Annotated in this window: 13 protein-coding genes; 2 read left to right on the forward strand and 11 right to left on the reverse strand. The window is 67.0% G+C overall.

From position 1 onward, the window contains the following. Positions 1-2: 2 nt before the first annotated feature. On the reverse strand, positions 3-1,061 hold the full coding sequence (locus ACWPKK_RS18690) for a mannonate dehydratase (RefSeq protein WP_452007123.1): 1,059 nt from the start codon (positions 1,059-1,061) through the stop codon (positions 3-5). Between the two features lie 47 nt (positions 1,062-1,108). Next, entirely contained in the window at positions 1,109-2,452 is a 1,344-nt protein-coding gene (locus tag ACWPKK_RS18695; RefSeq protein WP_452008186.1) for an MFS transporter, read from the reverse strand. A 382-nt stretch (positions 2,453-2,834) separates the two neighbouring features. Between ACWPKK_RS18695 and ACWPKK_RS18700 the strand changes: the two genes are divergently transcribed. After that, complete coding sequence (locus tag ACWPKK_RS18700; protein ID WP_452007125.1) at positions 2,835-3,920, forward strand: LacI family DNA-binding transcriptional regulator; 1,086 nt, start codon at positions 2,835-2,837, stop codon at positions 3,918-3,920. Positions 3,921-3,939: 19 nt separating this feature from the next. Here ACWPKK_RS18700 and ACWPKK_RS18705 read toward each other — a convergent pair whose 3' ends face one another. The 9 genes from ACWPKK_RS18705 to ACWPKK_RS18745 all read right to left on the reverse strand — a co-directional run bounded on the left by ACWPKK_RS18705 (position 3,940) and on the right by ACWPKK_RS18745 (position 13,048). Beyond that, positions 3,940-4,974: an SMP-30/gluconolactonase/LRE family protein gene (locus ACWPKK_RS18705; RefSeq protein WP_452008189.1), complete on the reverse strand. Its 1,035-nt coding sequence runs from the start codon at positions 4,972-4,974 to the stop codon at positions 3,940-3,942. Between the two features lie 205 nt (positions 4,975-5,179). Then, a complete protein-coding gene (locus ACWPKK_RS18710) occupies positions 5,180-6,175 on the reverse strand; it encodes a tripartite tricarboxylate transporter substrate-binding protein (protein ID WP_452007127.1) in 996 nt (331 codons plus the stop codon). Between the two features lie 25 nt (positions 6,176-6,200). Then, positions 6,201-7,700 (reverse strand): tripartite tricarboxylate transporter permease, encoded by a 1,500-nt coding sequence (locus tag ACWPKK_RS18715; protein WP_324870657.1) that lies wholly within the window; start codon positions 7,698-7,700, stop codon positions 6,201-6,203. Positions 7,701-7,713: 13 nt separating this feature from the next. Further along, positions 7,714-8,178 carry a tripartite tricarboxylate transporter TctB family protein gene (locus ACWPKK_RS18720; RefSeq protein WP_452007129.1) on the reverse strand — a complete coding sequence of 155 codons (465 nt, stop codon included), beginning with the start codon at positions 8,176-8,178 and terminating at the stop codon, positions 7,714-7,716. 10 nt (positions 8,179-8,188) lie between these two features. Next, positions 8,189-9,157, reverse strand: coding sequence for a Bug family tripartite tricarboxylate transporter substrate binding protein (locus ACWPKK_RS18725; protein WP_452007131.1), 969 nt, complete (start codon positions 9,155-9,157; stop codon positions 8,189-8,191). A gap of 97 nt (positions 9,158-9,254) precedes the next feature. Further along, on the reverse strand, positions 9,255-10,019 hold the full coding sequence (locus tag ACWPKK_RS18730; RefSeq protein WP_452007133.1) for an aldolase/citrate lyase family protein: 765 nt from the start codon (positions 10,017-10,019) through the stop codon (positions 9,255-9,257). 42 nt (positions 10,020-10,061) lie between these two features. After that, on the reverse strand, positions 10,062-11,561 hold the full coding sequence (locus ACWPKK_RS18735; RefSeq protein ID WP_452007135.1) for a tripartite tricarboxylate transporter permease: 1,500 nt from the start codon (positions 11,559-11,561) through the stop codon (positions 10,062-10,064). 7 nt (positions 11,562-11,568) lie between these two features. Next, positions 11,569-12,048 carry a tripartite tricarboxylate transporter TctB family protein gene (locus tag ACWPKK_RS18740; protein ID WP_452007137.1) on the reverse strand — a complete coding sequence of 160 codons (480 nt, stop codon included), beginning with the start codon at positions 12,046-12,048 and terminating at the stop codon, positions 11,569-11,571. Positions 12,049-12,070: 22 nt separating this feature from the next. Next, positions 12,071-13,048 (reverse strand): Bug family tripartite tricarboxylate transporter substrate binding protein, encoded by a 978-nt coding sequence (locus ACWPKK_RS18745; protein WP_452007139.1) that lies wholly within the window; start codon positions 13,046-13,048, stop codon positions 12,071-12,073. 145 nt (positions 13,049-13,193) lie between these two features. On the opposite strand from ACWPKK_RS18745, the gene ACWPKK_RS18750 reads away from it, so the two are divergent. Continuing rightward, on the forward strand, positions 13,194-14,132 hold the full coding sequence (locus ACWPKK_RS18750; protein ID WP_452007141.1) for a LysR substrate-binding domain-containing protein: 939 nt from the start codon (positions 13,194-13,196) through the stop codon (positions 14,130-14,132). Positions 14,133-14,148 lie beyond the last annotated feature (16 nt).

Genomic DNA, 14,148 nt, shown 5'->3' on the forward strand with positions numbered 1-14,148 from the left:
GATCAGGCCGCCTGGAGCAGGGCCTGCGTGTATCCCAGGCAGAAGGAGAAGAAGCGCTCGCGGTCCGGATCCACGTCGGAGAAGGGGACATGGTCCGGGCAGAGGACGCCCTTGTACCCGACCTCACGGTAGGCACGGATGCAGGCCGCCATGTCCACCGAGCCCTCGTCAGGCATCGCTTCGCGGAAGTCGAGGTAGCCGCCCCGGATGTTGCGGAAATGGACCATGAAGATGCGGTTCTGCGGACCGAAGGTGCGGATTGCTTCCAGCACCGTCTCGGTCGGGTTCCGCGACATCTCGGCGATGGTGCCCTGGCAGAAGTTGAAGCCGAGCGACTTGCTTTCCGGCGCAAGGGCGACGAAACGCTTGAGGCCGTCCAGCGAGCCCAGCACATGATGCACGCCGTTCAGGCCGCCCGGCGGATAGGCGGGGTCATGCGGGTGGCAGGCGAGCTTGACGCCGGCCTTCTCGGCGGTGGGGAGCAGCGCCTCCACCAGATACTCGATGGCCCGCCAGCCGTCCGCTTCGGAGATGCCGCCGGCCTGCGAGGCCATCACCTGACCGCAGGTTTCGGCAGCGCCGCCGGCACGCGCGTCCTCGTCGTCCGGCAGCACGGTGCCCCAGTAGGAGAAGCGGGCGTCGTTCTCCGCCCTGTACTCGTCGGCCTTGAAGGTGGAGCAGCGCATGCCGCCGCGTCCCTCGATCTCGCCGGTGCGGGTGATGCCGACCATGGCGACCGTGTATTTCACCATGTCCACGCCGCCGTCCGCGGCGGCCTGGATGTTGCGGCGAAGCTCCTTCGCCTTGGCCGCCGCATTTTCCGGCGCGCGCAGGCTGTCGAGCAGGATGGAGCCGACGTCCAGCGCCATGCCTTCCAGGCGCATGCCATGGCTTTCGATCCACCGGCGCTGCGCCGCGACCTTGCCGGCATCCCACAGCCCGTCCTCGCCGATCACCGCGTTGTTGGGGCGGGTGTCGATGACGATGCCCTTGCAGCCGAGCTGGGCGGACAGGCGCAGGCGGCTGTCGGTCGGGTTGATCAGCTGTTCGCCGATATACATCGGGAAATCCTCTCGAATGCGTCTTCAACTGGGGAAGAGGGAGCCGTTTACTTCCTGAGTTCCATGCGCTTGATCTCGCCGACCACGACCAGATAGCTGACCGCGGCGACCAGGGCGTTGGCGCCGACGAATAGCAGGGCGCCGTTGAACGAACCCGAGGTCTGGATGATGTAGCCGATGATGATCGGCGTGCTGATCGACGAGATGTTGCCGCACATGTTGAAGACGCCGCCCGACAGGCCGGTGATCTCCTTGGGCGCGCAGTCCGACATGACGGCCCAGCCCAGCGCGCCGATGCCCTTGCCGAAGAAGGCCAGAGCCATGAAGCCGACCACGATCCACTGCACGTCGGTGTAGTTGCAGGCGATCATGCTCATCGACAGCAGCATGCCGAGAACGATCGGCGTCTTGCGTGCCGCGGTCAGCGAGAAGCCCTTGCGCAGCATGGCGTCCGACAGCACGCCGCCCAGGATGCCGCCGGCAAAGCCGCAGATGGCGGGGATCGAGGCGACGAAGCCGGCGCTCAGCACCGACATGCCGCGGGCCTGCACCAGATAGACCGGGAACCAGGTGATGAAGAAATAGGTGATCGCATTGATGCAGAACTGGCCCAGGAAGATGCCGACCATCATCCGGCTGGCGAACAGCTGGCGGATGTAATCCCACTTGGCGCCGCCGGCCGCATCGGTCTTCTTCTTCGCGGCGTCGTCCATGTTGACCAGACCGCCGCCCGCGGCGATGTAGTCGATCTCCGCCTGATTGATCTTCGGGTGCTCGACCGGGCTGTAGACGGTCTTCAGCCATATGCCGGAGACGACCAGACCCAGGGCGCCCATGAAGCCGAAGGCCCAGGGCCAGCCGAAGGAGTGGGTGAGCCAGCCCATCAGCGGGGCGAAGATCACCGTGGCGAAATACTGGGCCGAGTTGAAGATGGCCGAGGCCGTGGCGCGCTCGTGCCCGGGGAACCAGGCGGCGACCACGCGGCTGTTGCCGGGGAAGGACGGGGCTTCCGCAAGGCCGACGGCGAAGCGCAGCGCGAACAGGGCTGTCACCGCCGCGGCGCCGGTCAGGAAGCCGACGAAGCCCTGGAACAGGGTGAACACCGACCATGTGAAGATGCTCGCCGCATACACCCACTTGGAGCCGAAGCGGTCGAGCAGCCAGCCGCCCGGCAGCTGGCCGATCACGTAGGACCAGCCGAAGGCGGAGAAGATGAAGCCCATCTGCGCGGCATTGATGCCGAGGTCCTTGGACAGAACCGGGCCGGCGATGGCCAGGACGGCGCGGTCGGCGTAGTTGATTGCTGTCACGACGAACAGCATAACAACGATCGTCCAACGGATGCGTGTTTTTGTTGCCGCTGCCGCGCCTGCGACAGAGCTATGATCCATCACTGTGTTGACACTCATGTGGCGCCTCCATTCTCGATGCTGCGCTGCCGTTTGTTATTTTCTAAGGCGCGCTTATCGGGAGAAAGATTCTGATGTGAGCGCTCTCTTATGGTTGGAAGAGCGCTTGATGTCTCTTGTTACCGCTCACAATAGCGCTGTGACTCCTAAACTCAACATCGGGCCGGCGCAAGAGCCTGCGGCGCTTTGCCACGATTTTTTCCGTTGGCCCAACGATCGAGGTAGTCGCCGGGGGGATCGGCCGAGACAGTAACCGGCACGTTTGCGGGCAACCCCCGGCTTGGGCACGCCGCCCGTCCTCGGGACGTCCTTGCGTCGAACCGTCGCAAGCCGTATCTAGACTCTACATCCTGGGGTTTACGCCGTGTCCGACACACCAGTTATTCGCCCGCGTCAGGGTGCAGCCAAGAAAGACGCCCTGCCGGCGAAGACCGCCGGGAACCGTGGCACACGGCCGACCAGCGGCAAGGCGACGCTGGAAACCGTGGCGACGCTGGCCGGCGTTTCCAGGATGACGGTCTCCCGCGTGATCAATCGTCCGGAATCGGTGACGCCGGAACTGCGGGAAATCGTTCTCAAGGCCATCTCCGAAACCGGCTATGTGCCCAACCTGCTGGCCGGCGGGCTGGCTTCGAGCCGGACCAAGGTGGTCGCCGCGGTCGTGCCGACGCTGACGCATGTGCTGTTCTCCGGTGCGATCCAGGCCTTCACCGACCGGCTGGCTTTGGACGGCTACCAGATGCTGCTGGGGCTGTCCGGCTATCCGACCGAGCGGGAGGGCGAACTGCTGCAGGCCATCCTCAGCCGCCGTCCGGACGCCCTGTATCTCACCGGCACCAGCCATCTGGCACAGACGCGCCGGCAGCTGCGCGCCGCCAACATTCCGATCGTCGAAACCTGGGATCTGTCGCACAAGGCCGTGGACATGGCCGTGGGCTTCTCCCATGAGGCGGTTGGCCGGGGTGTCGCCGACTATCTCCATCACAAGGGCTACCGTCAGTTCGCTGCGATCAGTGCCGAGGACGAGCGCGCCATGCTGCGCACCCGCGAATTCGTTGCGACCCTGGCCCGGCATGGCATCCAGGAGGTCACCTGCCTTTCGACCGAGGCCCCCAGCTCCATGGCCATGGGACGGCAGGCCTTGGGAGAGCTGCTGGCCCGCGGCTTCCGGCAGGGCGCCATTCAGTGCAGTTCCGACGCCATGGCGCATGGCGTGGTGCTGGAGGCGCAGGCCCGCGGATTGTCGGTCCCGGGGGACATCGCCGTCATCGGCTTCGGCGACCTGGATTTCGCCGCCTACATGTCGCCGCCGTTGAGCACGGTGCGCATTGATCGGTCGGCGATCGGCCGTTTGGCCGCCGAAGCCCTGCTGACCCGACTGGCAGGCAACCGGGTGACCAAGAAGGTCATCGACGTCGGATTCGAGATCGTGGAACGGGCCACCGCCTGATCGACGATCGAGAGCCGGGTCAGACCGCCCCGTGCGCCTCCACATACAGGGCGTAGACCGAGTGGCAGCTCGCCATGTAGAGCCGGTTGTTCTTCGGCCCGCCGAAGGTCAGGTTGGCGCAGCGCTCGGGCAGCTTGATGAAGGCCATGGGTTTTCCCTGGGGGTTGAACACCATCACGCCGTCGAGGTCTTCGGATTTGCCCTTCAACGGATAGACCATGCGGCCGCCGACCTGGGTGGGTTCGGCCTGCAGGGCGCCGTTGCTTCCCCAGCCGCACCACAGGTTCCCATCGCGGTCGACCTTGAAGCCGTCCAGCGCCCCGAAATCGGCCGCGTCGATCAGCTTGGTCTTGTTGGACAGCGTGTTGTCCTTGCCGACGTCGAAGCTCCAGACGCCGCGGTTTGGCGTGCCCTTCCATTCCACCACGTAGAGCTTGCTCTCGTCGGGCGAGAAGGCCAGACCGTTGGGATTCACGAGGTCCGTGACCACCGCCGCGATGCGGCCGTCCGGGGCGATGCGGTAGACGTTGGTGGTTTCCTGCTCCGGCTTGGCCCTGAACCCTTCCCATTCGCCGTTGATGCCGAACAGGGGATCGGTGAACCAGACGCTGTCGTCCGACTTGACCACGACGTCGTTGGGCGCGTTCAGGCGCTTGCCCTGATAGGACTCGGCGAGCACGGTGATCTCGCCGCTCTTCTCGGTGCGGACCACCCGCCGCGTCACCGAATGCTCGCAGGTGACCAGCCGCCCCTGCCGGTCGCGGGCGTTGCCGTTGGCATAATTGGCGTTTTCGCGGAACACCGTGGTCCTTCCGGTCTTCTCGTCGAAGCTCATGATGCGGTTGTTGGGAATGTCGCTGAACAGGAGCGTGCCCGTCTCCGGGAAATAGGCGGGGCCTTCGGCCCAGCGGAAGCCGGTGGCGACCTGCTCCACCGAACTGCTGTAGATGCGGTACTTGGCGAAGCTCGGATCCAGGATCTGGACGGCCGGGTCGGGATAGCGGGCGTTCGGCGTGAACGGGATTGCCTGGGCGAAGGCGTTGCCGGCGGCCATGGCCGCACCGGCGCCGGCGACCTGCAGGAAGCGGCGCCGGCCGAGGGCGTGCCGACCGAGGGTGGAGAATGTGGTCATGATGTCTCCTCCGGAGTTTCAGTATTGGATTTTTGGGCATGGATCGCCGGCTCACGGGAGGCGGTCGCCTTCCGTGTCGTTGCCCTTCCGCGCACCGGCCGGCAGCGGAAGGGTCATGCGGGAAAAGTCATTCCACGTAGATGGCCGCCTTGCGGAGGATCTCCCCCCAGCGCTGCACCTCGCTGGCGAGTTGGGCCTGCAGGGCGTCGGGCTGTGCATCGCCGGGTGAGGCCGGGCGGGCGCCGCGGCTGGCGAACGCCGCCGTCAGACTCGGGTTCGCCAGCGCTTCCCGCAGTCCCGCCACGAGCGCGGCGACCGTTTCCGGCGGCGTGCCCTTCGGTGCGTAGAGGCCATGCCAGACCGTCAGGTCGAAGCCGGCCAGTCCCGCCTCGTCGAGGGTCGGCACCTGCGGCAGCTCCGCTGTCCGGGCCTTGGCGCTGACGCCCAGCACCTTCAGGCGGGCGGACCTGATCAGCGGCAAGGTGTGGGTCGTCTGGTCGCAGAGCAGATCGACATGTCCGTTCATCACGTCCATCACCGCCGGCTTGGTTCCGCGATAGGGGACGCTGGTCAATTCGGTCTTCAGCATGTCCATCAGCAACAGCCCGCACAGGTAGGAGGCGGAGCCGACGCCAGCGTTGGCGATGGACAGCCGGTTTCCCTCCGTCCGGACCAGCGCCTTGAACTCCTCGACCGTGGCAGCCTTCAGGCCCGGCTTCGCGACCAGCGTCATCGGCACCTCGGCCACCATGCCGATGGGAGCGAAATCATCGACCGGGTGGTAGCGCAACGCCGTGTAGAGCCACATGCTGGTGGCATGCCCGATGTTGGACAGCAGCAGCGTGTTGCCGTCGGGGCCGGCCTTCGCGACCCGCTCGGCGCCCACGGTGCCGCCCGCCCCATCCACATTGCGGACGAGCACCTTGCGGTCCAGGGAGTCGGCCATGGCCGTCGCCAGCGCGCGGCCGAGCGCATCGGTGGGGCCGCCGGCCGCGAAGGGAACGACGATGGTCAGGGGCGGCCCGGCCCGCTCCGCGGCCTGGACGGGCAGGCAGGCCGTCACAAGCAGCACGAGGGGGGCTGACAGGGTGGCTCCCAGGGAGAACAGGGTCTTCAGCGACATGACGGTCACTCCTTGGAAACGGGCATCACTCCTGGAAGGCTTCCTCGCGCTTGCGCCGGACCGCGGGCGCCAGGACCGTCACCAGCAGAGCCAGCGCCACCACCAGCATGGCCGCGCTGATCGGGCGCGTCGCGAACACCATCGGATCGCCCTTGGAGATCAGCAGCGCCCGCCGCAGATTCTCCTCCATCATCGGTCCCAGGATGAAGCCGAGCAGCATCGGCGCCGGTTCGCAGTCGAGCTTGCGGAAGACGTAGCCAAGCACGCCGAACCCGGCCATCAGGAAGATGTCGAAGACCGAGTTGTTCAGGCTGAACACGCCGATGGCGCAGAACACCAGGATCGCCGGATAGAGCAGGTGGTAGGGAACCGCGATCATCCGGACCCACAGCCCGATCAGCGGCAGGTTGAGCACCAGCAGGAACAGGTTGCCCACCCACATCGAGACGATGATCCCCCAGAACAGCGCCGGCTGTTCGGTCATCACCGACGGGCCGGGCTGGATGCCCTGGATGATCATCGCCCCGATCATCAGCGCCATCACCGGGTTCGACGGAATGCCCAGCGTCAGCATCGGGATGAAGGAGGTCTGCGCCCCGGCATTGTTGGCGGCCTCCGGTGCGGCGACGCCTTCGATGGCGCCCTTGCCGAACTCTTCCGGATGGCTGGAAACCTTCTTTTCCATGGAGTAGGCCGCGAAGGAGGCCAGCATCGCCCCGCCGCCCGGCAGGATGCCGAGCAGCGATCCCAGCGCCGTGCCGCGCAGGACCGGCGCCACGATGCGCTTCAGGTCGCCCTTGGAGGGAAGCAGGCCGGTGACGCTCTTCACCATGGTGGTCCGCGTCGCCTCGTTCTCCAGATTGGCGACGATCTCGGCGATGCCGAACACGCCCATGGCGACGATGACGAAGCCGATGCCGTCGGCCAGCTGCGGCAGGTCGAAGGTGTAGCGCGCGGTGCCGGAATTGACGTCGGTGCCGATCAGGCCGAGCAGCAGGCCCATGACGATCATCGCCAGGGCATGCAGCAGCGAGCCCTGCGCCAGCACGATGGACGCCACCAGCCCCAGCACCATCAGCGAGAAATACTCGGCCGGACCGAACTTCAGCGCCAGATCGGCCAGCGGCGGCGCGAACAGCGCCAGCAGCACCGTCGCCACCGTGCCGGCGAAGAAGGAGCCGAGGGCGGCGGTGGCGAGCGCCGTGCCCGCCCGGCCCTGGCGTGCCATCTGATAGCCGTCGAGCGCCGTCACCACCGAGGAGGATTCGCCCGGCAGATTGACCAGGATGGCGGTGGTCGAACCGCCATATTGCGCACCGTAATAGATGCCGGCCAGCATGATCAGCGCGGATTCCGGCGGCAGCCCGATGGTGACGGGCAGCAGCATGGCGATGGTGGCGACTGGCCCCAGCCCCGGCAGCACGCCGATGGCGGTGCCCAGGAACACGCCGAGCAGGCAGTAGGCGAGGTTGGAGAGGCCCAGCGCGGTCTGGAAGCCGAGCGCGAGATTTGCCAGGATGTCCATGGGGGTGCTCCGCTCATCCGGTGAACCAGGGGCCGAGCAGCGCCATCGGCACGCCCAGCCCCCTGACGAAGACCAGCGCGCAGAAGGCCAGCAGGGCCACAAGCCCCGCCGCGGCGCGGATCTCGAAGCGGAACATCCGGCTGGCCGCGGCGCTGACCAGAATCAGCGCCAGCAGTGCCGGAATCAGCCCGGCCGGCTCCAGCAGCAGGCCGAACAGCGCGGTTGCTCCCGCCACCAGCGCCAGCCCCTTCCAGGCGACGGCGCCGATCGGCCCGCCGTCCTGGATGAAGGAGCGGAGGACGGACAACACGCCGAAGACGGCCAGCAGCCAGCCGAGCACGGTTGGGAAGTAGCCGGGTCCCATGCGGCTGCCGGTCCCGGGGGCATAGTCGCGGCCGATCCACACCGCCGCCAGCCCGACGGCGATGTAGATGACGCCCGCGTAGAGATCCTTGGGATTGCGCGAACAGGTCGTCATCGGATTTGCCTTATTGGTCCGGGGTGATGTTCCCGGTCTCCACCACCGACTTCCAGCGCGCCAGTTCGGCGTCGAGGAACTGCGAGAACTTGGCGCTGCCGGTGCCGACCACCTCGAAGCCCGCCTCCTCGAAGCGTCCCTTGACGTCGGGGGCGGCGAGCGCGCCGGTAAGGCCGGATTCAAGCTTGGCCTTCACCTCCTTCGGCAGACCGGCGGGGGCGGCGACGGCCTGCCAGGAATAGACCTCGATGCCGGGGACGCCGGCCTCCGCCATGGTGGGCGTATCGGGGAAGGAGGGGATGCGCTTGTCGCTGGTGAGGGCGAGCAGCTTCAGCTTGCCGGCCTTGATGTGTCCGGCGACCGCGCCGAGATTCTGGAACGACACCTCCGCATGCCCGCCGATCAGGTCGGTGATGGCCGGCCCGCCGCCCTTGTAGGGCACATGAAGGCCGGTGGTGCCGGTCTGTTGCCAGAACAGCGCCGCGGTGAGGTGGTCCGAGGAGCCGGTGCCCGAGGACGCGAAGGTCACCTTCTCCGGGTTCTTCTTCAGATGGGCGATCAGGTCCGCGACGGTGTTGACCGGAAGGTTGGGCGTCGCCACCAGCGCGTTCGGCGTGCGCACCGCCACCGTCAGCAGGTCGAAGTTCTTTCTGGGATCGTATTTCAGCCCTTTGTAGAGGACCGGATTGATGGCGTAGACGCCGATCGAGGCGACCAGCAGCGAATAGCCGTCCGGCTTCGCCTGCGCGATCTGCGCCGCCCCGATGGAGCCGTTGGCGCCGGGCCGGTTCTCGACGACGACCGGCTGGCCGACCGCCTCGGTGAGCTTCGGTCCGATCAGCCGCGCCGTGGTGTCCGACGCGCCCCCCGGCGGGAAGGGCACGATCATCGTCAGCGCCTTGTCCGGATATTCGGCAAAGGCCGGCACGGACAGCACCGCGGCGAGCGCGGCCATGGTCAGAAACGGCAAGGTCTTCATGATTCCTCCCTGTTTTTTCGGCTGTATCTGCCTGCTTTGTTTGGTAGCTAACGCCTTGGCGTGCCGGTTATGTCCGGCATTCGGGAACGGGCGCTCCTCAGTCCCTGAACTTCCGGGCGATCGCCTCGGTGGTGCGGGCGAGCAGGCCGGTGTCGATGCCGACTGCGGTGTAGACGCAGCCGGCGGCCATGTAGCGGCGCGCCAGCGTCTCGTCGGCGGTGAGGATGCCGGCCCGGCTGCCGGCGGCGACGATCCGGCCGATGGTCTTCTCGATCAGCTCGACGATCTCCGGGTTGCCCTGGTCGCCGAGATAGCCGAGGTCGGACGACAGGTCGCCCGGACCGATGAACAGCCCGTCGATGCCCGGCACCGCGGCGATGGCCTCCAGATTGTCGAGGCCCTTGCGGGTCTCGATCTGCACGAGGATGCAGATCTCCTCGTGGGCGCGGCGGTGATAGTCCTTCACCCGGCCGAAGCGCGAGGCCCGGCTGGCCCCGGCGAAGCCGCGGATGCCGTTGGGGGGAAAGCGCGTGGCGGCGACCGCGGCCTCGGCCTCCTCGACCGTCTCCATCATCGGGATCAGGAAGGACTGCACGCCGATGTCGAGATGGCGCTTGATGACGATCGGATCGTTGTCCGGAATACGGACGACCGGATGCGTCGTGTTCTCCATCATCGCCTGCAACTGCGCCAGGATGCCCGGCACGTCGTTGGGCGCATGTTCGGCGTCGAGCAGCAGCCAGTCGAAGCCGGAACCCGCCAGGATCTCGGTCGCGGTGGGGCTGGCCATGCTGTTCCAGAAGCCGATCTGCTTTTGGCCGGCCTGGATGGCGCGCTTGAAGGAATTGGTGCGGAGGTCCACGGGACGGCGTGCCTTTCGATGGGGGTTGACGGGTTTGCCTGCCTATTCCGCCAGCGCTTCCGTGCGTTTGCGCAGAACGGCGGGGGACAGCATGGCGAGAAGCAGGACCGCGACGACCGCGAGCAGGACGGCGCTGATCGGGCGGGTGAGGAAGACCGACGGGTCGCCGTCGGACAGCTGCATGGCGCGGCGGAAATTCTCTTCCAGCTGCGGGCCGAGCACGAGGCCGAGCAGCAGCGGCGCGGGCTCCACGCCCACCTTGATGAAGAAGTAGCCGACCGCCGCACAGCCCAGCATGAGCCAGACGTTGAAGACGCTGTTGGAGATGCCGTAGGTGCCGATACAGCAGAACAGCACGATGGCCGGGAACAGCAGGCGGTAGGGGATCTTCAGCATCGAGACCCAAAGCCCGACCAGCGGCAGGTTGATGATCAGCAGCATCAGGTTGCCGGTCCACATGCTGGCGATGACGCCCCAGACCAGCGCCGGCTGTTCGGTCATCACCTGCGGACCGGGCTGGATGCCCTGCATCATCAGCGCGCCGATCATCAGCGCCATCAGCGCGTTGGCCGGAATGCCGAGGGTCAGCAGCGGGATGAAGCTGGTCTGCGCCCCGGCGTTGTTCGCCGCCTCCGGCCCGGCGACGCCTTCGATGGCGCCCTTGCCGAAACGCTGGGGATCGCGGGCGATCTTCTTCTCCAGCGCATAGGCGGTGAAGGGCGGCAGCGCCGCACCCCCGCCCGGCAGCACGCCCAGCGCCGAGCCGATGGCAGTGCCGCGCAGCATGGCGGGGAAGGCCGCCTTGAGGTCGGCGCGCGTCGGCACGAGGTCGCGCAGCTTCTGGCTGACCACCTGCCGGACTTCGTTGCGTTCCAGGTTCGCCATGATCTCGGCCAGCCCGAACATGCCCATCGCCACCGGGACGAAATCGAGCCCGTCGGACAGGGCCGGGATGCCGAAGGTCATGCGGGCGGCACCGGAATTCACGTCGATCCCGATGGTCCCGAGCAGCAGCCCGAGAAACACCATCGCCAGCGACTTCGACACCGAACCATGGGCCAGAACGACGGCGGCGAGCAGGCCGAGGACCAGCAGGCTGAAATACTCCACCGCGGTGAATTTCAGCGCCAGCGCGGCCAGCGGCAGGCTGAGCAGCGCGATGACGATGGTGGCGACGGTTCCCGCGAAGAAGGACGACACGGCGGCGATGGCCAGCGCCGGACCCGCCCGCCCCTGGCGGGCCATGGCGTGACCGTCCAGGCAGGTGACGACCGAGGACGTTTCGCCCGGCACATTCACCAGGATGGCCGTGGTGGAACCGCCATACTGCGCGCCGTAGAAGATGCCGGCGAGCATGATCAGCGCCGATTCCGGCGGCAGCCCGAAGGTGAAGGGCAGAAGCAGCGCCACCGTCGGGATGGGACCGATGCCGGGCAGCACGCCGATCGCCGTGCCGATGACAACGCCGATCAGGCAATAGAGCAGGTTGTTGAATTGCAGGGCCGTGGACAGGCCGAGCAGGAGATTGTCGAACAGCTCCATGGGGCGCCTACCAGGGCCAGATGGGGACCGGCAGGGCGAGCGCCTTCACGAACAGAAGGACCGCCCCGGCGGTGACGCACAGGCCGAACAGGATGACTTCGAAAAGGCGGCTCTCGCGGCTGGCGGCGGCGGCCAGCAGGACCGCCGAGAAGGAGGCCGCCACCAGACCGGCGTCCTCGATCAGGAGCGCGAAGGCGCCCACGGCGACGGCGATCCCCAGCATCGGCCGCATCTGCACCCGTTCGATGCCGGCATGTCCGCGCATCAGGCCGCGGCCGGCGAAGAACAGGCCGAAGCCGAGCAGGATCAGCGCGATGGCGCGCGGCATGTAGCCGGGCCCCATATCGGCCGCGGAGCCGCCGGAAAGCCTCGACGTTGCGGCGAATGCGCCCGCCGACACCGCGATCAGGAATACGCCGAACAGAAGGTCGGGCCAGTCGAGCCGCCGCCCCTGCGGCCGGAGCTGGGACATATCGAAATGGGGCATGGCGAATGTCCGGTGAAGCTGGTCAGTTGGACTTGATGTCCGCGGCGCGGACGATGCCGCCCCAGGACACGATGTTGGTGGCGAGCCAGGCCTTGACCTCGTCCGGCGTGCCGGGGCGCACCATGCCGCCCTGTTCCGCGACCTTCTCCTTGATCTCCGGCATCGCCAGGATCTTCTGAAGCTCGGCATTCAGCTTGGAGATCACCTCCGGCGGGGTCTTGCCTGTGGTCAGGATCGCCTGCCATGTCCCGGCGTCGGACAGCGGGAGCTTGGCCTCCTTGAAGGTCTGTGCGTCCGGCAGGGTGGGCAGCCGGCCGTCGCCGGTCACGGCGATCCCGACGAGCTGCTTGGACGTCACGAAGGGCAGCGTCGCCGTGGCGCCGTTGATGATCACCGTGCTTTCGCCGGACACGACCGCGCGCGACGCCGCGGCGCCGCCCTTGTAGGGCACGGCCTTCCAGTCGATGCCGAGATCGCGGGCCAGGGCCACGGATGTGATGTGGTTGAGTGCGCCGACGCCGGAATTGGCGACCGCCAGCTTGCCGGGGTTGGCCTTGGCGTAGGCGACCAGTTCGGGAACGGTCTTGGCCGGCACGGACGGATGCACCGCCAGCACATAGGGGCCGAACATCACCATTCCGACCGGCGCCAGATCCTTCTGCACGTCGTAGGACAGGTCCGGGAACAGGCTGGGGGCCACCGCCAGCGAGCCGATGTCCATCAGCAGGAGCGTGTGCCCGTCCGGCCGGGCCTTCGCCACGGCATCGGCGCCGATGTTGCCGGCGGCACCCGGCTTGTTCTCCACCACCACCGGCTGGCCGACCGCTTCGGACAGCTTGGGGCCGATAAGGCGGGCGAGAATGTCGGACGTGCCGCCGGGCGCGAAGGGAACGACGATGCGCACCGGGCGGTCGAACGACTGTGCCTGCACGAGGGTGGGAATGATGGCGCCGCACAGCGCCAGGGCGGCGACGGCCGCCCCCAGTCGACGAAACTTCATCGGCATTTCCTCCACTTGGCGGTTTCGCGCGTGTCGTGCCTGTGGTCGGCGGCACATTTTTGTTCGCAGCGTTGATGGTATGTTACACGGACTGTCGTTGCTTAATGAGTTGTTCTGCGCATCGATCGATGCCATTTTTGGATCGATGTTCGAACTCAGCCATCTCCGATGCTTCGTTGCGGTCGCCGAGGAACTGCATTTCGGCCGCGCCGCCGCGCGCCTGAATCTCACGCAATCGCCGCTCAGCCGTCAGATACAGCTGCTGGAGCACGCGCTGGATGTCCGGCTTCTGGACCGCACCAGCCGTTCCGTCACCCTGACGCGGGCGGGGCACAACTTCCTGCCGGAAGCGCGCCGGCTTCTTCGGCTGGCGGAGGGCGCCGCCCTGGCAGCCCGGCGGACGGCGATCGGCGAGGAGGGCACGGTGACGCTGGGCTTCACCGCGGCCTCCGGATATGAATTCCTGCCGCGACTGATCCAGACGCTGCGGGAGAAGGCGCCGGGCATCGATCTGGATCTGAAGGAGATGGTGTCGGCCGACCAGCTGGAATCGCTAACGGCCGGGCGGATCGACATCGGCCTGATCCGTCCGTCCTACAACCGCCGTGAATTCGACTCGCTGTGCGTGGTGCGCGAACCGCTGGTGCTGGCCGCACCGGAAGGCCATCCTCTGGCCACGCTTCCGGAGGTTTCGATCACCGACCTCGACCACCAGCCGATGGTGGCCTATTCACCGTACGAGGCGCGCTACTTCTACGATTTGCTCGCCACCCTCTTCACCAGCGCCGGGGTCCGCCCGCGCTATGCGCAGCACATCAGCCAGATCCACACGATCCTGGGGCTGGTGAAGGCGGGCATCGGGCTGGCGCTGGTGCCGCGCGCGGCGCTCAATCTGGGTTTCCAGGGGGTGGTGCTGCGGCCGCTTGCGGGCGATGCGCATCCGATCGTGGAACTGCACGCGGTCTGGCGCCCGAGAAACGCCAACCCCGCCATGGCGACGGTGCAGACGGTCCTGCGCGAAATCGCCGGCGAACGCCGGACGCGCGGACAACCCTCCGCCTGCTCACAATCGGTCGCCGGATGATGTTCTCAAATTGGAT

The sequence above is a fragment of the Azospirillum largimobile genome, from assembly GCF_977007025.2.